This is a genomic window from Salinivibrio sp. SS3 (genome assembly GCF_001722105.1).
GTDB classification, from domain to species: Bacteria; Pseudomonadota; Gammaproteobacteria; order Enterobacterales; family Vibrionaceae; genus Salinivibrio; species Salinivibrio kushneri.
The window spans coordinates 1-15,745 of the sequence record NZ_MEBQ01000020.1; the positions used below are offsets into that span (position 1 = coordinate 1).

The 15,745-nt window shown below is 48.6% G+C and carries 30 protein-coding genes and 1 rRNA gene; all 31 read left to right on the forward strand.

The features are described from left to right. Positions 1–234 precede the first annotated feature (234 nt). On the forward strand, positions 235–426 hold the full coding sequence (gene bfd / locus BGL48_RS08530; RefSeq protein WP_046074828.1) for a bacterioferritin-associated ferredoxin: 192 nt from the start codon (positions 235–237) through the stop codon (positions 424–426). A 74-nt stretch (positions 427–500) separates the two neighbouring features. Continuing rightward, positions 501–992 carry a bacterioferritin gene (gene bfr, locus BGL48_RS08535; RefSeq protein ID WP_069362263.1) on the forward strand — a complete coding sequence of 164 codons (492 nt, stop codon included), beginning with the start codon at positions 501–503 and terminating at the stop codon, positions 990–992. Positions 993–1,352: 360 nt separating this feature from the next. Beyond that, positions 1,353–1,664 carry a 30S ribosomal protein S10 gene (gene rpsJ, locus BGL48_RS08540; protein ID WP_002541412.1) on the forward strand — a complete coding sequence of 104 codons (312 nt, stop codon included), beginning with the start codon at positions 1,353–1,355 and terminating at the stop codon, positions 1,662–1,664. A 13-nt stretch (positions 1,665–1,677) separates the two neighbouring features. Continuing rightward, a complete protein-coding gene (gene rplC / locus BGL48_RS08545; protein WP_069362264.1) occupies positions 1,678–2,307 on the forward strand; it encodes a 50S ribosomal protein L3 in 630 nt (209 codons plus the stop codon). A gap of 16 nt (positions 2,308–2,323) precedes the next feature. Further along, entirely contained in the window at positions 2,324–2,926 is a 603-nt protein-coding gene (gene rplD / locus BGL48_RS08550; protein WP_046074792.1) for a 50S ribosomal protein L4, read from the forward strand. Beyond that, a complete protein-coding gene (gene rplW / locus BGL48_RS08555; RefSeq protein ID WP_021024465.1) occupies positions 2,923–3,225 on the forward strand; it encodes a 50S ribosomal protein L23 in 303 nt (100 codons plus the stop codon). Before rplD ends, rplW begins: the two co-directional genes overlap by 4 nt. A 19-nt stretch (positions 3,226–3,244) precedes the next feature. Beyond that, positions 3,245–4,069 (forward strand): 50S ribosomal protein L2, encoded by an 825-nt coding sequence (gene rplB, locus BGL48_RS08560; protein WP_069362265.1) that lies wholly within the window; start codon positions 3,245–3,247, stop codon positions 4,067–4,069. 20 nt (positions 4,070–4,089) lie between these two features. Further along, a complete protein-coding gene (gene rpsS / locus BGL48_RS08565; protein ID WP_021024467.1) occupies positions 4,090–4,368 on the forward strand; it encodes a 30S ribosomal protein S19 in 279 nt (92 codons plus the stop codon). A gap of 10 nt (positions 4,369–4,378) precedes the next feature. Beyond that, on the forward strand, positions 4,379–4,711 hold the full coding sequence (gene rplV / locus BGL48_RS08570; RefSeq protein ID WP_046074794.1) for a 50S ribosomal protein L22: 333 nt from the start codon (positions 4,379–4,381) through the stop codon (positions 4,709–4,711). A 19-nt stretch (positions 4,712–4,730) separates the two neighbouring features. Next, a complete protein-coding gene (gene rpsC / locus BGL48_RS08575; RefSeq protein WP_046074795.1) occupies positions 4,731–5,420 on the forward strand; it encodes a 30S ribosomal protein S3 in 690 nt (229 codons plus the stop codon). Positions 5,421–5,431: 11 nt separating this feature from the next. Then, positions 5,432–5,842 carry a 50S ribosomal protein L16 gene (rplP, locus tag BGL48_RS08580; protein ID WP_021024470.1) on the forward strand — a complete coding sequence of 137 codons (411 nt, stop codon included), beginning with the start codon at positions 5,432–5,434 and terminating at the stop codon, positions 5,840–5,842. After that, complete coding sequence (gene rpmC, locus BGL48_RS08585) at positions 5,842–6,033, forward strand: 50S ribosomal protein L29 (RefSeq protein WP_046074796.1); 192 nt, start codon at positions 5,842–5,844, stop codon at positions 6,031–6,033. Before rplP ends, rpmC begins: the two co-directional genes overlap by 1 nt. Further along, a complete protein-coding gene (gene rpsQ / locus BGL48_RS08590; RefSeq protein WP_046074797.1) occupies positions 6,033–6,287 on the forward strand; it encodes a 30S ribosomal protein S17 in 255 nt (84 codons plus the stop codon). The genes rpmC and rpsQ overlap by 1 nt, the downstream gene beginning before the upstream one ends. Before the next feature lie 160 nt (positions 6,288–6,447). Beyond that, positions 6,448–6,819, forward strand: coding sequence for a 50S ribosomal protein L14 (gene rplN / locus BGL48_RS08595; RefSeq protein ID WP_046074798.1), 372 nt, complete (start codon positions 6,448–6,450; stop codon positions 6,817–6,819). 11 nt (positions 6,820–6,830) lie between these two features. Continuing rightward, positions 6,831–7,145 (forward strand): 50S ribosomal protein L24, encoded by a 315-nt coding sequence (gene rplX / locus BGL48_RS08600; protein WP_021024474.1) that lies wholly within the window; start codon positions 6,831–6,833, stop codon positions 7,143–7,145. 15 nt (positions 7,146–7,160) lie between these two features. Next, entirely contained in the window at positions 7,161–7,700 is a 540-nt protein-coding gene (gene rplE, locus BGL48_RS08605; RefSeq protein ID WP_021024475.1) for a 50S ribosomal protein L5, read from the forward strand. 17 nt (positions 7,701–7,717) lie between these two features. Beyond that, the gene (rpsN, locus tag BGL48_RS08610) at positions 7,718–8,023 is read left to right on the forward strand and encodes a 30S ribosomal protein S14 (RefSeq protein WP_046074799.1); all 306 of its coding nucleotides are present in this window, start codon (positions 7,718–7,720) and stop codon (positions 8,021–8,023) included. A 23-nt stretch (positions 8,024–8,046) separates the two neighbouring features. Further along, positions 8,047–8,439: a 30S ribosomal protein S8 gene (gene rpsH, locus BGL48_RS08615; protein WP_069362266.1), complete on the forward strand. Its 393-nt coding sequence runs from the start codon at positions 8,047–8,049 to the stop codon at positions 8,437–8,439. A gap of 13 nt (positions 8,440–8,452) precedes the next feature. Next, positions 8,453–8,986, forward strand: a complete 534-nt coding sequence (gene rplF / locus BGL48_RS08620) for a 50S ribosomal protein L6 (protein WP_069362267.1) — start codon at positions 8,453–8,455, stop codon at positions 8,984–8,986. 9 nt (positions 8,987–8,995) lie between these two features. Then, positions 8,996–9,349, forward strand: a complete 354-nt coding sequence (gene rplR / locus BGL48_RS08625) for a 50S ribosomal protein L18 (protein ID WP_021024479.1) — start codon at positions 8,996–8,998, stop codon at positions 9,347–9,349. 12 nt (positions 9,350–9,361) lie between these two features. Beyond that, positions 9,362–9,859, forward strand: coding sequence for a 30S ribosomal protein S5 (rpsE, locus tag BGL48_RS08630; RefSeq protein ID WP_046074803.1), 498 nt, complete (start codon positions 9,362–9,364; stop codon positions 9,857–9,859). A 6-nt stretch (positions 9,860–9,865) separates the two neighbouring features. After that, on the forward strand, positions 9,866–10,045 hold the full coding sequence (gene rpmD, locus BGL48_RS08635; protein ID WP_069362268.1) for a 50S ribosomal protein L30: 180 nt from the start codon (positions 9,866–9,868) through the stop codon (positions 10,043–10,045). A 4-nt stretch (positions 10,046–10,049) separates the two neighbouring features. Next, positions 10,050–10,484, forward strand: coding sequence for a 50S ribosomal protein L15 (rplO, locus tag BGL48_RS08640; RefSeq protein WP_069362269.1), 435 nt, complete (start codon positions 10,050–10,052; stop codon positions 10,482–10,484). 23 nt (positions 10,485–10,507) lie between these two features. Then, the gene (gene secY / locus BGL48_RS08645; protein ID WP_046074806.1) at positions 10,508–11,833 is read left to right on the forward strand and encodes a preprotein translocase subunit SecY; all 1,326 of its coding nucleotides are present in this window, start codon (positions 10,508–10,510) and stop codon (positions 11,831–11,833) included. Between the two features lie 27 nt (positions 11,834–11,860). Further along, positions 11,861–11,974, forward strand: a complete 114-nt coding sequence (gene rpmJ / locus BGL48_RS08650) for a 50S ribosomal protein L36 (RefSeq protein ID WP_021024484.1) — start codon at positions 11,861–11,863, stop codon at positions 11,972–11,974. A gap of 146 nt (positions 11,975–12,120) precedes the next feature. Then, positions 12,121–12,477 (forward strand): 30S ribosomal protein S13, encoded by a 357-nt coding sequence (gene rpsM, locus BGL48_RS08655; RefSeq protein ID WP_069362270.1) that lies wholly within the window; start codon positions 12,121–12,123, stop codon positions 12,475–12,477. A gap of 18 nt (positions 12,478–12,495) precedes the next feature. After that, a complete protein-coding gene (gene rpsK / locus BGL48_RS08660) occupies positions 12,496–12,885 on the forward strand; it encodes a 30S ribosomal protein S11 (protein WP_021024486.1) in 390 nt (129 codons plus the stop codon). Positions 12,886–12,925: 40 nt separating this feature from the next. Then, a complete protein-coding gene (gene rpsD / locus BGL48_RS08665; protein WP_046074808.1) occupies positions 12,926–13,546 on the forward strand; it encodes a 30S ribosomal protein S4 in 621 nt (206 codons plus the stop codon). Positions 13,547–13,569: 23 nt separating this feature from the next. Then, positions 13,570–14,559, forward strand: a complete 990-nt coding sequence (locus BGL48_RS08670) for a DNA-directed RNA polymerase subunit alpha (protein WP_046074809.1) — start codon at positions 13,570–13,572, stop codon at positions 14,557–14,559. Between the two features lie 35 nt (positions 14,560–14,594). Next, on the forward strand, positions 14,595–14,981 hold the full coding sequence (rplQ, locus tag BGL48_RS08675; RefSeq protein WP_046074810.1) for a 50S ribosomal protein L17: 387 nt from the start codon (positions 14,595–14,597) through the stop codon (positions 14,979–14,981). Between the two features lie 664 nt (positions 14,982–15,645). Continuing rightward, positions 15,646–15,745: ribosomal RNA gene (locus BGL48_RS08680) — 16S ribosomal RNA — on the forward strand; the annotation flags it as partial.

The following is a 15,745-nucleotide window of genomic DNA, read 5'->3' on the forward strand; positions in this document are numbered from 1 at the left end:
GGTGGCCGTACTGTAGGCGCGGGTGTTGTTGCTAACATCATCGCTTAATTTGATAGACGCTGAGTCTTATCAACCAAAGGGAGCGCATTGCGCTCCCTTTTTGTTTGCCCTTTCTTTGACGATACCTTGATATAAATGAGCTAGCCATCAATAACCAAGCGTTATATAAAAAGTCTTTACCCCGAAAGCAATGCGAACTATTCTCGTTATAGTTCATGTTTTGAGATGACTGAGATGTTAGTTTGTATCTGCCACAGCGTATCGGATAAGACCATTAAGCATTGGGTGCGTCAGCAAGGCGTCACCAGTATCCGTGAGTTACGCCAGCTGACGCCTCTGGGGTCGCAATGTGGTAAATGTGTACGCCAAGCCAAAGAGGTGATTTACGACGAGAGCCAACTGATCACGCTGCAAAAAGCGAGTTAACCTGCAGTCAATATTTGACAGCCTCCTTGTGGGTTCTACATTTGTAAAGTAGAACCCATAATGAGGCTTTTGCCATGAAAGGCGATCCAAAATCGATAGCATTTCTCAACACGGTACTCGGTAACGAACTGATTGCGATTAATCAGTATTTTTTGCATGCGCGCATGCTTAAAGACTGGGGCTTAAAAGTCATCGCGGACAAAGAGTATGAAGAGTCCATTGATGAGATGAAGCATGCGGACAAGCTCATAGAGCGTATCTTGTTTTTAGAAGGGACGCCCAACCTGCAAGATTTAGGTAAGTTACGTATTGGTGAAGACACGCAAGAAATCTTCGAATGTGATCTTGCGCTGGAGATGCAAGCGCACGAAGACTTGAAAGAAGCCATTGCGTACACCGAAAGCATCCGCGATTTTGTGTCGCGAGATCTGTTCCAGTATATCCTCGACGACGAAGAAGAACATATTGATTGGCTCGAAACTCAGCTGGGTCTGGTCGATAAAGTGGGTATCGCCAATTACAACCAAGCACAAATCATCGAAGACGCCAGTGACAAAGACGGCTAGTACACTTTGTGGGCAAAACGTGCACCTACACTCAGCGTACCCTTAGTGGGTGCGCTTTTTTTAGGGCCTAATTATTAACCAACGCTTGCAAAGCTATCGCGCATCGGTATAATGCCCGGCACTGCTTAAGTCATTGCGACTTCCGACGCAGTTGTGAACCAATGAGCATCGAGGAATGGAACAGTAAACTGTTCGTTTAATGTATACTCCGCTTATGTTCGCAGTCATAGAATAATGGCTGACAATGTGCCTAATTTTGGCACTACGGTTTCACATAAATTAATCGGCATTCCCTCGTCTTAATGAGGTGGAATGGCGATATTGTTTGTGTAAATATTTTAGAATTTGGAGCTCTGTCTCATGCAGAACCAACGTATCCGTATCCGCCTTAAGGCGTTCGATCATCGCTTGATCGATCAGTCTACCGCGGAAATCGTTGAAACCGCTAAGCGCACTGGCGCACAGGTTAAGGGACCAATCCCTCTACCTACTCGTAAAGAGCGCTTCACCGTTCTTATTTCTCCGCACGTAAACAAAGACGCACGTGACCAGTACGAAATCCGTACTCACAAACGTCTGATCGACATCGTTGAGCCAACAGATAAAACTGTTGACGCTCTGATGCGTCTTGACCTTGCTGCGGGCGTTGATGTTCAAATCAGCCTGGGTTAAGGGGGAGTAGATAATGATTGGTCTAGTCGGTCGTAAAGTCGGTATGACTCGCATCTTCAACGAAGATGGCGTTTCTATCCCGGTCACCGTAGTTGAAGTTGAAGCGAACCGTGTTGCTCAGGTGCGTAAGCCTGACGTTGACGGTTATGCCGCAATTCAAATCACTACAGGCGAGAAGAAAGCAAGCCGTGTCAACAAGGCACAAGCTGGTCACTTTGCGAAAGCAGGTGTTGAAGCAGGCCGCGGTTTGTGGGAATTCCGTCTGGAAAATGGTGAAGAGTTCGAAGTTGGCGCTGAGCTAAACGTTGATCTTTTCGCTGAAATCAAAAAAGTAGACGTTACTGGCACGTCAAAAGGTAAGGGCTTCCAAGGCGGCGTTAAGCGTTGGAATTTCCGTACTCAAGACATGAGCCACGGTAACTCTTTGTCTCACCGTGCGCCTGGTTCTATCGGTCAATGTCAGAGCCCAGGTCGCGTATTCAAAGGCAAAAAAATGGCAGGTCACATGGGTGCTGAGCGTGTAACGACTCAAAACCTAGAGATCGTACGTGTTGACGCTGAGCGCAATCTGCTTCTTATCAAAGGTGCAGTCCCAGGTGCGACAGGTGGCAACGTGATCGTTAAACCAGCCGTTAAAGCGTAACGTCGAGGAGATAGTAATGGAATTGGTAGTCAAAGGCGCCGACGCGCTAACTGTTTCCGAAACTACCTTCGGGCGTGAATTCAACGAGTCCCTGGTTCACCAGGTAGTCGTTGCATACGCAGCTGGTGCCCGTCAAGGTACTCGCGCTCAGAAAACTCGTTCAGACGTCTCTGGTGGCGGTGCTAAGCCATGGCGTCAGAAGGGTACTGGTCGCGCCCGTGCAGGTACAATCCGCAGCCCAATCTGGCGCAGCGGTGGTGTCACTTTCGCAGCACGTCCTCAGGATCATGCTCAGAAAGTAAACAAAAAGATGTACCGTGGTGCTCTTAAGAGCATCCTGTCAGAGCTGGTTCGTCAAGAGCGTTTGATCGTTGTTGATAACTTCTCTGTTGAAGCACCAAAAACTAAAGAGCTTGTCGCTAAGCTGAAAGAGCTTGAGCTGAACGATGCTCTGATCGTCACTGCCGAAGTTGATGAGAACCTGTTCCTTGCCGCACGTAACCTTTATAAGGTTGACGTACGCGATACAGATACCATCGACCCAGTTAGCTTGATCGCTTTCGACAAAGTCGTGATGACTGCTGATGCAGTTAAACAAGTTGAGGAGATGCTGGCATGATCACTGAAGAGCGTATCCTAAAAGTTCTGCGTGCTCCGCACATCTCTGAAAAAGCGACGATGGCCGCTGAAAACAACAACACTGTTGTATTCAAAGTCGCCAAAGAAGCTACGAAAAAAGAGATCAAAGCGGCAGTTGAAAAACTGTTCGAAGTTGAAGTGAAGTCTGTTCGTACTCTTCTCGTTAAGGGTAAGACCAAACGTCAAGGTATGCGTGAAGGCCGTCGTAGCGACTGGAAAAAAGCGTATGTTGCCTTGAAAGAAGGTCAGGACATCGACTTCGTTGGCGGCGCTGAGTAAGACGGAGGAGTAAAAGCAAATGGCTATTATGAAATGTAAGCCGACTTCACCGGGTCGTCGTCACCTTGTTAAAGTGGTTAACCATGATCTTTATAAAGGTAAACCATATGCACCACTGCTAGAGAAAAACTCTAAGTCAGGCGGTCGCAATAACAACGGTCGAATCACAGTGCGTAACATCGGTGGTGGTCACAAGCATCATTACCGTGTAATTGACTTCAAACGTACTAAAGACGGTATCCCAGCGAAAGTTGAGCGTCTTGAGTATGATCCGAACCGTAGTGCAAACATCGCGCTTGTACTGTATTCGGACGGTGAACGTCGTTACATCATCGCACCAAAAGGCCTAAAAGCCGGTGATCAGATCCAATCTGGTGCAGATTCAGCTATCAAGGTAGGTAACACCCTGCCAATGCGTAACATCCCAGTGGGTTCTACTATCCACAATATCGAGCTTAAGCCTGGTAAAGGTGGTCAGTTGGCTCGTTCTGCGGGTGCTTATGCGCAAATCGTAGCTCGTGACGGCGCGTACGTCACACTCCGCCTGCGCAGCGGTGAAATGCGTAAGGTTCTTGCTGAAGGTCGTGCGACTCTTGGTGAAGTGGGTAACTCTGAGCACATGCTACGCGAACTGGGTAAAGCCGGTGCCGCGCGCTGGAAAGGCGCACGTCCAAGCGTACGTGGTGTTGCAATGAACCCGATTGACCACCCACACGGTGGTGGTGAAGGCCGTACCTCAGGTGGTCGTCATCCAGTATCACCATGGGGTATGCCAACTAAAGGCTTCAAGACCCGTAAGAACAAACGTACCGACAAGTACATCGTACGTCGTCGTAACAAGTAATTATTATCAGAGGATAAGCCATGCCACGTTCTCTCAAGAAAGGTCCTTTTATTGACCTGCACTTGCTGAAGAAGGTAGAGAAAGCGGTGGAAAGCGGTGACAAGAAGCCTTTAAAGACTTGGTCCCGTCGTTCAATGATCATCCCACAGATGATCGGATTGACCATCGCTGTCCATAATGGTCGTCAGCACGTACCCGTTTTCGTTTCTGAAGAAATGATCGGTCACAAGCTGGGCGAGTTTGCACCAACACGTACTTATCGCGGCCACGCTGCTGATAAGAAAGCTAAGAAGCGTTAAGGGGTAAGAAATGGAAGCTATTGCTAAACATCGCTTTGCTCGTATCTCGCCTCAAAAAGCACGTTTGGTTGCGGATCAAGTGCGCGGTAAAGACGTAGCACAAGCACTGGAACTACTGACCTTCAGCAACAAAAAAGCGGCTGACCTGGTTAAGAAAGTGTTGGAATCTGCTATTGCAAACGCCGAGCATAACGAAGGTGCGGATATCGACGATCTAAGCGTCGCCAAAGTCTTCGTTGATGAAGGCCCAATCATGAAGCGTATTATGCCTCGTGCAAAAGGCCGTGCCGATCGCATCTTGAAGCGTTCTAGCCACATCACTGTTGTTGTAGCAGACCGCTAAGAGACGAGGAGATAAAGCAATGGGTCAAAAAGTACATCCTAATGGTATTCGTCTTGGCATTGTTAAGCCTTGGAATTCCACTTGGTTTGCTAATAACCAAGATTTCGCTGACAACCTAGACGGCGACTTTAAGGTACGTCAGTTCTTGAACAATGAACTGAAAAAAGCGTCAGTCTCTCGCATCGTTATCGAGCGTCCTGCTAAGAGTGTTCGTGTGACCATTCACACTGCACGTCCTGGTGTGGTTATCGGTAAGAAAGGTGAAGATGTCGAGAAGCTGCGCGCTCATGTTGCAAAACTAGCCGGTGTACCAGCGCAAATCAACATCGCTGAAGTACGTAAGCCTGAGCTAGATGCGCAACTTGTTGGCGACAGCATCGCATCACAGCTAGAGCGCCGTGTTATGTTCCGTCGTGCGATGAAGCGCGCGGTACAAAACGCGATGCGCCTAGGTGCCAAAGGTATCAAAGTAGAAGTAAGCGGCCGTCTTGGCGGCGCTGAAATCGCTCGTACCGAGTGGTACCGTGAAGGCCGTGTGCCATTGCACACCCTTCGTGCTGACATTGATTACGCAACTTCTTCTGCTCACACCCAGTACGGTGTAATCGGCATTAAAACCTGGATCTTCAAAGGTGAGATCCTAGGTGGAATGGCTGAAGTTGAGCAAAAGGCTGACAAGCCGAAGAAGCAGCGTAAAGGCCGTAAGTAAGGAGTCTATCGATGCTTCAACCAAAACGTACTAAGTTCCGCAAGACTTTTAAAGGTCGTAACCGCGGTCTGGCGCACGGTACTGACGTAAGCTTCGGTACCTATGGCCTGAAAGCTGTTGGTCGCGGTCGTATCACTGCGCGTCAAATTGAGGCGGCTCGTCGTGCGATGACTCGTCACATTAAACGTCAAGGCCAAATCTGGATTCGTGTCTTCCCTGACAAACCAATTACTGGTAAGCCGTTGGAAGTTCGTATGGGTAAGGGTAAAGGTTCAGTTGATTACTGGGTTGCCCAAATCCAACCAGGCAAGGTCCTGTACGAAATGGATGGTGTTCCTGAATCACTGGCTCGCGAAGCGTTTGAATTAGCTTCACGTAAGCTACCGATCAAAACCACTTTCGTAACTAAGGCGGTGATGTGATGAAAGCACAAGAACTACGTGAAAAGACTGCTGAGCAGCTGAACGAAGAGCTAATGGGTCTGCTACGTGAGCAGTTTAATCTGCGCATGCAAGCGGCTACTGGCCAACTTCAGCAAACTCACACTCTTAAAGCTGTTCGTCGCGATATCGCACGTGTAAAAACCGTACTGACTGAGAAGGCTAACGCATAATGAGCGAGAACATCCGCACTCAGCAAGGTCGCGTTATCAGCGACAAAGGCGATAAAACTATCGTCGTTGCTATCGAGCGTTTTGTGAAACACCCAATCTACGGTAAGTACATTAAGCGCACGAGTAAGCTACATGTACACGATGAATCAAACCAGTGTAACCAAGGTGACACTGTCGAGGTTCGTGAGTGTCGTCCAATCTCTAAGCAAAAGTCTTGGACATTGGTTCGCGTTGTTGAAAAATCACGCATCTAAGCGATTTTTCATACAATAATAAGTCAAACGGCTCTCATTTGGGGGGCCGTTTATTTTTTATCTACCCATCTGGTCAAAATAGTGTTATTATTCGCCGCCCTTGTAAAAAGGCAGCCCGACCCGAGATGGGTCTAGATGTAATAACAGCGGAGCACTAACAATGATCCAAATGCAAAGTATGCTGGACGCAGCCGACAACTCCGGCGCTCGCAGTGTAATGTGTATTAAGGTTCTGGGTGGCTCTCACCGTCGTTACGCCCACGTTGGCGACATCATCAAAGTTACCGTTAAGGATTCAATCCCACGCGGTAAAGTGAAAAAAGGTGATGTGCTTAAGGCGGTGGTAGTTCGCACCCGTAAAGGCGTACGTCGTCCAGACGGCTCTGTCATTCGCTTCGACCGCAATGCTTGCGTGTTGTTGAACAACACGAACGAGCAACTAGTCGGCACACGTATCTTTGGCCCTGTGACACGCGAACTTCGTACTGAGAAGTTCATGAAAATTGTGTCTCTGGCGCCTGAAGTTCTGTAAGGAGCGATCTCATGGCAGCTAAAATCCGTCGTAACGACGAAGTTATCGTTCTTGCCGGTAAAGACAAAGGCAAGAAAGGTAAAGTATCTAAGGTTCTACCGACCGGTAAAGTTATCGTTGAAGGTATTAACCTCGTGAAGAAACACCAGAAGCCGGTTCCGGCTCTGGGCACTCAAGGTGGCATCGTTGAACAAGAAGCCGCTATTGACGTTTCAAACGTGGCGATCTTTAACGCAGCAGCTGGTAAAGGTGACCGTGTAGGCTTCCGATTTGAAGACGGCAAAAAAGTGCGTTTCTTCAAGTCGAATGGCGAAACTATTAAGTAATTCTGGAGTAGTACAATGGCGAAACTGCATGATTACTACAAAGAGACAGTTGTAGCTGAGCTATCTAAGCAATTTGGTTACAAAAGCATCATGCAAGTCCCAGGGATCGAAAAGATCACCCTTAACATGGGTGTGGGCGAAGCTCTGAACGACAAGAAACTGCTTGAAAATGCAGCTGCTGATATGACCGCAATTTCTGGTCAAAAGCCGCTGATCACTAAAGCACGTAAATCAGTCGCAGGCTTTAAGATCCGTGAGGGCTACCCAATTGGTTGTAAAGTAACCCTACGTGGCGAGCGTATGTGGGACTTCTTTGAGCGTTTGATCGCTATCGCAGTTCCTCGTATCCGTGACTTCCGTGGTCTGAACCCGAAAGCGTTCGACGGTCGCGGTAACTACAGCATGGGCGTTCGCGAGCAAATCATCTTCCCTGAGATTGACTACGACAAAGTCGATCGTATCCGTGGTCTTGATATTACTATCACTACCACCGCAGGTACAGATGAGGAAGGTCGAGCTCTGCTGGCTGCCTTTAACTTCCCATTCCGTAAGTAAGGTGAAGGGTTACTGTTATGGCTAAAAAATCGATGAAAGCACGTGACGTAAAACGTGCGAAGCTCGCAGCCCGTTATGCTGAAAAGCGTGACAACCTGCGTGCGACCATTAAGAATGTTAACACGTCAGACGAAGAGCGTTGGGACGCCGTCCTGAAGCTTCAGTCGCTACCACGTGATTCTGCGAAGTCTCGTCAGCGTAACCGCTGTAACCAGACTGGTCGTCCACATGGCTACCTACGCAAATTCGGCCTAAGCCGAATCAAGGTTCGTGAAGCTTGCATGAAAGGCGAGATTCCGGGTCTGCGTAAGGCAAGCTGGTAATTGAATCACGGGAGTAAAGACTTATGAGCATGCAAGATCCGATCTCGGATATGCTGACCCGCCTCCGCAACGGTCAGACAGCAAAGAAAGTTGCTGTTAAAATGCCTTCGTCAAAGCTAAAAGTGGCAATTGCTGAGCTACTAAAAGCAGAAGGTTACGTGGCTGACGTCGCAGTAAATAGCGACGCGAAGCCTGAACTGGAAGTGACGTTGAAATACTTCGAATCTAAACCAGTTATCGAGCAAATCCAACGTGTTAGCCGTCCAGGCCTGCGCATCTACAAAAAGAAAGATGAGTTGCCTTCAGTGATGGGTGGACTTGGTATTGCTGTTGTATCAACTTCGAAAGGTTTGATGACCGATCGCGCAGCTCGCAAAGCGGGTCTGGGCGGTGAAATCATCTGCTACGTAGCTTAATAAGGAGTAGGAAATGTCTCGTGTTGCAAAAGCACCTGTCGTAGTTCCTGCCGGCGTAGAGGTGAAACTTAACGGTCAGGAAATCACTGTAAAAGGAAGCAAAGGCGAACTAAGCCGCACGCTTCACGATATGGTGTCAGTAAACCAAGAAGAGAACACCATTACCTTCGCACCAAGTGTGGAGCACGCTAAAGCATGGGCACATGCTGGTACCGCGCGCGCACTGGTTAACAGCATGGTAGTGGGTGTGACTGAAGGCTTTACCAAGAAACTGATCCTGAAAGGTGTTGGTTATCGTGCAAACGTTGCCGGTAACAAACTTAACCTGACACTTGGTTTCTCTCACCCGGTTGAGCACGCTCTGCCAGAGGGTGTTAAGGCAGAATGCCCAAGCCAAACTGAAATTGTTATCAGCGGCGCTGATAAACAAGCGGTTGGCCAGGTGGCTGCTGATATTCGCGCATACCGCAAGCCAGAGCCTTATAAAGGCAAAGGCGTTCGTTACTCTGACGAAGCTGTGCGTACTAAAGAAGCTAAGAAGAAGTAAGGTAACACTATGGATAAGAAAGCATCTCGTATCCGTCGTGCGACCAAAGCACGACGCAAGATCGCGGAAATGGGTGCGACTCGCCTGGTGGTACACCGTACTCCACGTCATGTGTACGCACAGGTTATCGCTGGTAACGGCGCGGAAGTTATCGCCGCCGCTTCTACCGTAGAAAAAGCGATCCGTGAGCAAGTGAAGAGCACCGGTAACAAAGACGCCGCTGCAGCCGTGGGTAAGATCATTGCTGAGCGAGCGAAGGAAAAAGGCATCGAAGCCGTTGCTTTTGACCGTTCCGGTTTCCAATACCACGGCCGTGTGGCTGCACTGGCAGATGCTGCCCGTGAAGCTGGTCTGAAATTCTAAGGTAGGTGGAAGATGGCTAACGATAAACAACAAAGTGATTTGCATGAGAAGCTGATCGCTGTAAACCGTGTTTCTAAAACGGTTAAAGGTGGTCGCATCTTTACCTTCACCGCCCTGACAGTGGTAGGTGACGGTAACGGTCGCGTCGGTTTCGGTTACGGTAAAGCCCGTGAAGTCCCCGCTGCGATCCAAAAATCAATGGAAAAGGCGCGTCGTAACATGATTACTATCGCGCTGAAAGACGGTACTCTGCACCACGCTGTTAAAGGCCGCCACACTGGTTCAAAAGTGTACATGCAGCCAGCATCAGAAGGTACAGGTATCATCGCCGGTGGTGCGATGCGTGCCGTGCTTGAAGTAGCAGGCGTTCAAGACGTTCTGGCGAAAGCATACGGTTCGACCAACCCAATCAACATCGTTCGTGCAACGATTGATGGTCTGGGTGGTACGAAGTCTCCAGAGATGGTAGCTGCGAAACGTGGCATGCCTGTCAACGAAATTCTGGGGTAATACGACATGGCTAAGACAATTAAAGTAACTCAGACTCGTAGCGCTATCGGCCGCTTGCCGAAGCACAAAGCGACCCTGCGTGGCTTGGGCCTACGTCGCATCAACCACACTGTTGAACTTGAAGATACACCGTGCGTGCGCGGTATGATCAACAAGGTCAACTACATGGTTAAAGTGGAGGGGTAATCACATGCGTTTGAATACTCTATCTCCGGCTGCAGGCTCAAAGCCTTCTGCGAAGCGTGTAGGCCGTGGTATTGGTTCAGGCCTGGGTAAAACCGGTGGCCGTGGTCACAAAGGTCAGAAATCACGTTCAGGTGGTTCAGTACGCCCAGGTTTCGAAGGCGGTCAAATGCCTTTGAAACAGCGTCTGCCAAAATTCGGTTTTACTTCGCGTAAAGGCCTCACTTCTGCTGAAGTTCGTCTCGGCGAGCTAGCAAAAGTTGACGGTGACGTGGTAAGCCTTGAGACACTGAAAGCAGCGAATGTTATCGCACAAGACACCCGTACGGCGAAAATCGTACTGTCTGGTGAAATCGCTCGCTCAGTGACAGTGAAAGGTGTTCGTGTCACTAAAGGCGCTAAAGCGGCAATCGAAGCTGCAGGCGGTAAAATCGAGGAATAATTTAGCTCGAGGACGAGGTACAGATGGCAAAACAACCAGGACAAAACTTCAGTAGTGCAAAAGGCGGAGTTGCGGAGCTGAAAAGCCGCTTACTTTTTGTAGCAATGGCATTATTGGTATTCCGTGCCGGCTCTTTTGTACCCATTCCTGGTATTGACGCTGCTGTACTTGCCGATCTGTTCGAACAGCAACAAGGGACCATCATTGACTTGGTTAACATGTTCTCTGGTGGTGCCCTTGAGCGTGCTTCGATACTGGCACTGGGCATTATGCCGTATATTTCGGCATCGATTATTGTTCAGTTATTGTCAGTGGTTCATCCCGCGTTAGCGGAGTTGAAAAAAGAGGGTGAATCTGGCCGTCGCAAGATAAGTCAGTATACCCGCTACGGCACGCTGGTGTTGGCAACGTTCCAAGCAATTGGAATCGCGACCGGGTTACCGAGTATGATGCCAGGTTTGGTGATAAATCCAGGCCCTGCATTTTACTTTACTGCGGTAGTGAGTTTGGTCACAGGTACCATGTTCTTGATGTGGTTAGGTGAGCAAATTACTGAACGCGGCATTGGTAACGGCATTTCGTTGATTATCTTCACCGGGATTGTCGCGGGTCTGCCACCCGCAATTGGACAGACAATAGAGCAAGCGCGTCAAGGCGACATGTCTCCGCTTCTCTTGCTAGGTATCGCAGTGATCGTATTGGCGGTCGTCTACTTTGTGGTCTTTATGGAGCGTGGTCAACGTCGTATCGTTGTTAACTACGCGAAGCGGCAACAAGGTCGCCGTGTCTTTGCAGCGCAAAGCACGCACCTGCCACTTAAGATCAACATGGCAGGCGTTATCCCTGCGATTTTTGCATCAAGTATTATTTTGTTCCCTGGCACGCTTGCTAACTGGTTTGGTAAGGGTGATCAGACAAGCTGGCTAACCGATGTGTCATTGGCACTGAGTCCGGGGCAACCAGCGTACGTAATACTTTATGCGGCAGCGATTATCTTCTTCTGCTTTTTCTATACGGCGTTGGTGTTCAACCCGCGAGAAACAGCAGATAATTTGAAGAAGTCAGGAGCGTTCGTACCTGGTATTCGCCCGGGTGAGCAGACTGCTAAATACATTGATAAAGTGATGACACGGTTAACCCTTGCTGGCGCCATGTATATTACCTTTATCTGTCTGATCCCCGAGTTCATGATGATTGCGTGGGATGTCCACTTTTACTTTGGTGGTACATCACTACTTATCGTAGTAGTCGTAATCATGGACTTTATGGCTCAAGTTCAGACTCATTTGATGTCTCAACAATATGAGTCCGTGTTGAAAAAAGCCAACCTCAAAGGCTACGGCCGCTAATAGGTTGTCTATTTACGGAGTTTAGCAATGAAAGTTCGTGCTTCCGTTAAGAAAATCTGCCGTAACTGTAAAGTGATCAAGCGTAACGGTACCGTTCGTGTGATCTGCAGTGAGCCAAAGCACAAGCAACGCCAAGGCTAATAGCAGAATATTTTTCTTGCAAAATGAGGTCAGGCTGGCTACATTAGCCAGCCCACCTTTTGTATGTGCAAAAGAAGTGGTTATGCCGCTGCGTATCCTCGACGGGCTCTGCAGCGGTTCTACTTGAAAAGTACTAGGAGTGAATAGTGGCCCGTATAGCAGGCATTAACATTCCTGATCAAAAGCATGCTGTTATCGCATTGACTGCGATTTACGGCGTCGGCAAAACCACCTCTCAAGCTATTCTAGCTGAAGTAGGTATTGCTGAAAGCACTAAGATCAGTGAACTATCAGAAGAACAGATCGACCAATTGCGTGACGGTGTGGCTAAATACACCGTAGAAGGCGATCTACGTCGTGAAATTTCCATGAACATCAAGCGTCTTATGGACCTTGGTTGTAACCGCGGTATTCGTCATCGTCGCAGCTTGCCACTACGTGGTCAGCGTACGAAGACCAATGCTCGTACCCGTAAGGGTCCGCGCAAGCCGATCAAGAAATAATCGGGGTAGATAAGTACTATGGCTAAACAAGCAACTCGTGCACGCAAACGCGTACGCAAGCAAGTCGCTGATGGCGTCGCGCACATTCATGCGTCTTTCAATAACACAATCGTGACGATTTCTGACCGTCAAGGTAACGCTCTTGCATGGGCGACCGCCGGTGGTTCAGGTTTCCGTGGCTCTCGTAAGTCAACTCCATACGCTGCGCAGGTTGCTGCAGAGCGCTGTGGTGAAATGGCGAAAGAGTACGGCCTGAAAAACCTCGAAGTGATGGTTAAAGGTCCAGGTCCAGGTCGCGAGTCTACTATTCGTGCCTTGAACGCAGCGGGCTTCCGCATCACTAACATTGTTGATGCGACGCCAATCCCGCATAACGGTTGTCGTCCACCTAAGAAACGCCGCGTTTAATACGCACTAGCGCTGTTTCTTAGAATATTGGAGAAAGATCATGGCAAGATATTTGGGTCCTAAGCTGAAGCTTAGCCGTCGCGAAGGTACTGACTTATTCCTTAAGTCAGGCGTACGCGCGATTGATACCAAGTGTAAAATCGATAACGTCCCAGGCGTTCACGGTCAGCGTCGCGGCCGTCTGTCTGACTATGGCGTTCAGCTTCGCGAGAAGCAAAAAGTACGTCGTATGTACGGCGTAATGGAAAAGCAGTTCCGTAACTACTACAAAGACGCTGCCCGCATCAAGGGTAATACAGGTGAAAACCTGCTTCAGCTTCTTGAAGGTCGCCTAGACAACGTAGTTTACCGCATGGGCTTTGGTGCAACACGCGCCGAATCACGTCAGCTGGTAAGCCACAAAGCGATCCTCGTTAACGGCAAAGTAGTTAACGTACCTTCTTTCAAGGTTTCGGCAAACGACGTGATTAGCATTCGCGAGAAAGCTAAGAACCAGGCGCGTATCAAAGCAGCTCTAGAAGTTGCCGCTCAACGCGAACTGCCAACTTGGATCGAAGTAGACAGCAAGAAGATGGAAGGCACATTCAAGCGCCTACCAGAGCGTTCTGATTTGTCTGCTGACATCAACGAACACCTGATCGTCGAGCTTTACTCTAAGTAAAGCTGAACTAAAGAGAGGACATAATGCAGGGTTCTGTAACAGAATTTCTTAAGCCGCGTCTAGTTGATATTGAACAAGTTAGCTCGACGCACGCAAAAGTAACTCTTGAACCCCTAGAGCGTGGCTTTGGCCATACTCTGGGGAATGCGCTACGTCGTATCCTACTTTCATCTATGCCAGGCTGTGCGGTGACGGAAGTTGAAATTGACGGCGTATTGCACGAGTACAGCACCAAAGAAGGGGTTCAGGAAGATATCCTGGAAATCCTACTTAACCTTAAAGGCCTAGCCGTTAAGGTTGAGGGTAAAGATGAAGTTATCCTTACTCTGACCAAGTCTGGTGCAGGCCCTGTTGTTGCAGGCGACATCACCCATGATGGTGGTGTTGAGATTGCGAACCCAGAACACGTTATCTGCCACCTGACTGATGCAAGCGCTGAAATTAGCATGCGTATCAAGGTAGAACGTGGTCGTGGCTATGTACCAGCGTCTGCGCGTATCGATAGCGAAGACGACGAGCGTCCAATCGGTCGCCTACTTGTTGACGCAACGTTCAGCCCAGTAGATCGCATTGCTTACAAAGTGGAAGCAGCGCGTGTCGAACAGCGTACGGACCTCGACAAGCTGGTCATCGATATGGAAACTAACGGTACACTGGATCCTGAGGAAGCGATTCGCCGTGCGGCAACCATCCTAGCAGAACAGCTAGATGCGTTTGTTGACCTGCGCGATGTACGTGTCCCTGAGGAGAAAGAAGAGAAGCCAGAGTTCGATCCGATCCTACTGCGTCCTGTAGACGATCTTGAACTAACTGTTCGCTCTGCTAACTGTTTGAAAGCAGAAGCGATTCACTATATCGGTGATCTGGTACAGCGTACCGAGGTTGAGCTTCTGAAAACGCCAAACCTTGGTAAGAAGTCTTTGACTGAAATTAAAGACGTGCTGGCATCACGTGGTCTGTCTCTAGGTATGCGCCTAGAAAACTGGCCGCCAGCATCCATTGCTGAAGATTAATCAGAGACTGATTATTTAGTTAGAAGGATTAGGTCATGCGCCATCGTAAGAGTGGTCGTCAACTCAATCGCAACAGCAGCCATCGTAAAGCGATGTTCAGCAACATGGCTAGCTCGCTGGTAACTCACGAAGTTATCAAAACAACTTTGCCGAAGGCAAAAGAGCTGCGTCGCGTCATTGAACCGTTGATTACCTTAGCTAAAAACGACAGTGTTGCTAACCGTCGTGTAGCATTCGCTCGTACTCGTAACGACGAAGTTGTAGCGAAACTGTTTAATGAACTCGGCCCACGTTTTGCTTCACGTGCTGGCGGTTACACTCGCATTCTGAAATGCGGTGTTCGCTCTGGTGATAAAGCCCCAATGGCTTACATCGAGCTTGTTGATCGCCCAGAGCAAGACGCTGAGCAAGCTGCAGAGTAAGTTTTATTACTTATAAGCAGCACCCAGAAAAGCCAGGCAATTTGCCTGGCTTTTTCTTTATCCGGCCCTTCACCATCGCGTTGTAAAAACGGTCCACGCTTTTCGCGTATAGCCTCACTTTTCGTTTAACTAAGGTGGATAGGTGCTACGGATAAGAACGAGTCGCGAAATAGTAACTTTTGGTGCTTAGAGAGTAGAAACGGGCATTATTGGCTAAAACAGAGCAGATCGACTAAAAATAGAGCGCTTAAAAGAAAAGTGAAAATTAATGATTGACGCTTGTCACAAACGCTTTAGAATGCCGCCCTACTTAACGCAGACAGCGCGTTAGGGGAGTCAAAAAGAGGTTTTGTTTCACCCGGTTGGGTTGAAAATAAAAGATAAAATTTCTTCTTGACTTTAACGGTAAGGTGCGTAAGATACGCAGCCCTGACCAAGCGAAGCGCCGCTTCGCACAGTCAACGCTCTTTAACAATTTGACCTATGCAATCTGTGTGGGCACTCGTTGAGAATAGACAAAAAGATTTATTCGATGAACTGAGTGACCAAACGATAACTTTTAGTTATTCGGCACAGTCAATTCGTTTGTCTCGTAAGAGACGAACAAAACAGTATTTATCGAGCCGTTTGTCTTTCCTTTATAGGAAAGCGAACAAAAGAACTTAAATTGAAGAGTTTGATCATGGCTCAGATTGAACGCTGGCGGCAGGCCTAACACATGCAAGTCGAGCGGAAACGGCAGTATTGAAGCTTCGGTGGATTTA

Excerpts from the sequence above, each read along its gene's own strand:
- rplV (WP_046074794.1), top strand. The coding sequence starts at position 4,379 with ATGGAAGCTATTGCTAAACATCGCTTTGCTCGTATCTCGCCTCAAAAA.
- rplX (WP_021024474.1), top strand. The coding sequence starts at position 6,831 with ATGGCAGCTAAAATCCGTCGTAACGACGAAGTTATCGTTCTTGCCGGT.
- rplB (WP_069362265.1), top strand. The coding sequence starts at position 3,245 with ATGGCTATTATGAAATGTAAGCCGACTTCACCGGGTCGTCGTCACCTT.
- BGL48_RS08670 (WP_046074809.1), top strand. The coding sequence starts at position 13,570 with ATGCAGGGTTCTGTAACAGAATTTCTTAAGCCGCGTCTAGTTGATATT.
- rpsD (WP_046074808.1), top strand. The coding sequence starts at position 12,926 with ATGGCAAGATATTTGGGTCCTAAGCTGAAGCTTAGCCGTCGCGAAGGT.
- rpmC (WP_046074796.1), top strand. The coding sequence starts at position 5,842 with ATGAAAGCACAAGAACTACGTGAAAAGACTGCTGAGCAGCTGAACGAA.
- rplD (WP_046074792.1), top strand. The coding sequence starts at position 2,324 with ATGGAATTGGTAGTCAAAGGCGCCGACGCGCTAACTGTTTCCGAAACT.
- rpmJ (WP_021024484.1), top strand. The coding sequence starts at position 11,861 with ATGAAAGTTCGTGCTTCCGTTAAGAAAATCTGCCGTAACTGTAAAGTG.
- rplR (WP_021024479.1), top strand. The coding sequence starts at position 8,996 with ATGGATAAGAAAGCATCTCGTATCCGTCGTGCGACCAAAGCACGACGC.
- rplO (WP_069362269.1), top strand. The coding sequence starts at position 10,050 with ATGCGTTTGAATACTCTATCTCCGGCTGCAGGCTCAAAGCCTTCTGCG.
- rplP (WP_021024470.1), top strand. The coding sequence starts at position 5,432 with ATGCTTCAACCAAAACGTACTAAGTTCCGCAAGACTTTTAAAGGTCGT.
- rplW (WP_021024465.1), top strand. The coding sequence starts at position 2,923 with ATGATCACTGAAGAGCGTATCCTAAAAGTTCTGCGTGCTCCGCACATC.
- bfd (WP_046074828.1), top strand. The coding sequence starts at position 235 with ATGTTAGTTTGTATCTGCCACAGCGTATCGGATAAGACCATTAAGCAT.
- rpsS (WP_021024467.1), top strand. The coding sequence starts at position 4,090 with ATGCCACGTTCTCTCAAGAAAGGTCCTTTTATTGACCTGCACTTGCTG.
- rplC (WP_069362264.1), top strand. The coding sequence starts at position 1,678 with ATGATTGGTCTAGTCGGTCGTAAAGTCGGTATGACTCGCATCTTCAAC.
- rplF (WP_069362267.1), top strand. The coding sequence starts at position 8,453 with ATGTCTCGTGTTGCAAAAGCACCTGTCGTAGTTCCTGCCGGCGTAGAG.
- rplN (WP_046074798.1), top strand. The coding sequence starts at position 6,448 with ATGATCCAAATGCAAAGTATGCTGGACGCAGCCGACAACTCCGGCGCT.
- rpsQ (WP_046074797.1), top strand. The coding sequence starts at position 6,033 with ATGAGCGAGAACATCCGCACTCAGCAAGGTCGCGTTATCAGCGACAAA.
- rplQ (WP_046074810.1), top strand. The coding sequence starts at position 14,595 with ATGCGCCATCGTAAGAGTGGTCGTCAACTCAATCGCAACAGCAGCCAT.
- rpsH (WP_069362266.1), top strand. The coding sequence starts at position 8,047 with ATGAGCATGCAAGATCCGATCTCGGATATGCTGACCCGCCTCCGCAAC.
- rpsN (WP_046074799.1), top strand. The coding sequence starts at position 7,718 with ATGGCTAAAAAATCGATGAAAGCACGTGACGTAAAACGTGCGAAGCTC.
- rpsE (WP_046074803.1), top strand. The coding sequence starts at position 9,362 with ATGGCTAACGATAAACAACAAAGTGATTTGCATGAGAAGCTGATCGCT.
- rpsC (WP_046074795.1), top strand. The coding sequence starts at position 4,731 with ATGGGTCAAAAAGTACATCCTAATGGTATTCGTCTTGGCATTGTTAAG.
- bfr (WP_069362263.1), top strand. The coding sequence starts at position 501 with ATGAAAGGCGATCCAAAATCGATAGCATTTCTCAACACGGTACTCGGT.
- secY (WP_046074806.1), top strand. The coding sequence starts at position 10,508 with ATGGCAAAACAACCAGGACAAAACTTCAGTAGTGCAAAAGGCGGAGTT.
- rpsJ (WP_002541412.1), top strand. The coding sequence starts at position 1,353 with ATGCAGAACCAACGTATCCGTATCCGCCTTAAGGCGTTCGATCATCGC.
- rplE (WP_021024475.1), top strand. The coding sequence starts at position 7,161 with ATGGCGAAACTGCATGATTACTACAAAGAGACAGTTGTAGCTGAGCTA.
- rpsK (WP_021024486.1), top strand. The coding sequence starts at position 12,496 with ATGGCTAAACAAGCAACTCGTGCACGCAAACGCGTACGCAAGCAAGTC.
- rpmD (WP_069362268.1), top strand. The coding sequence starts at position 9,866 with ATGGCTAAGACAATTAAAGTAACTCAGACTCGTAGCGCTATCGGCCGC.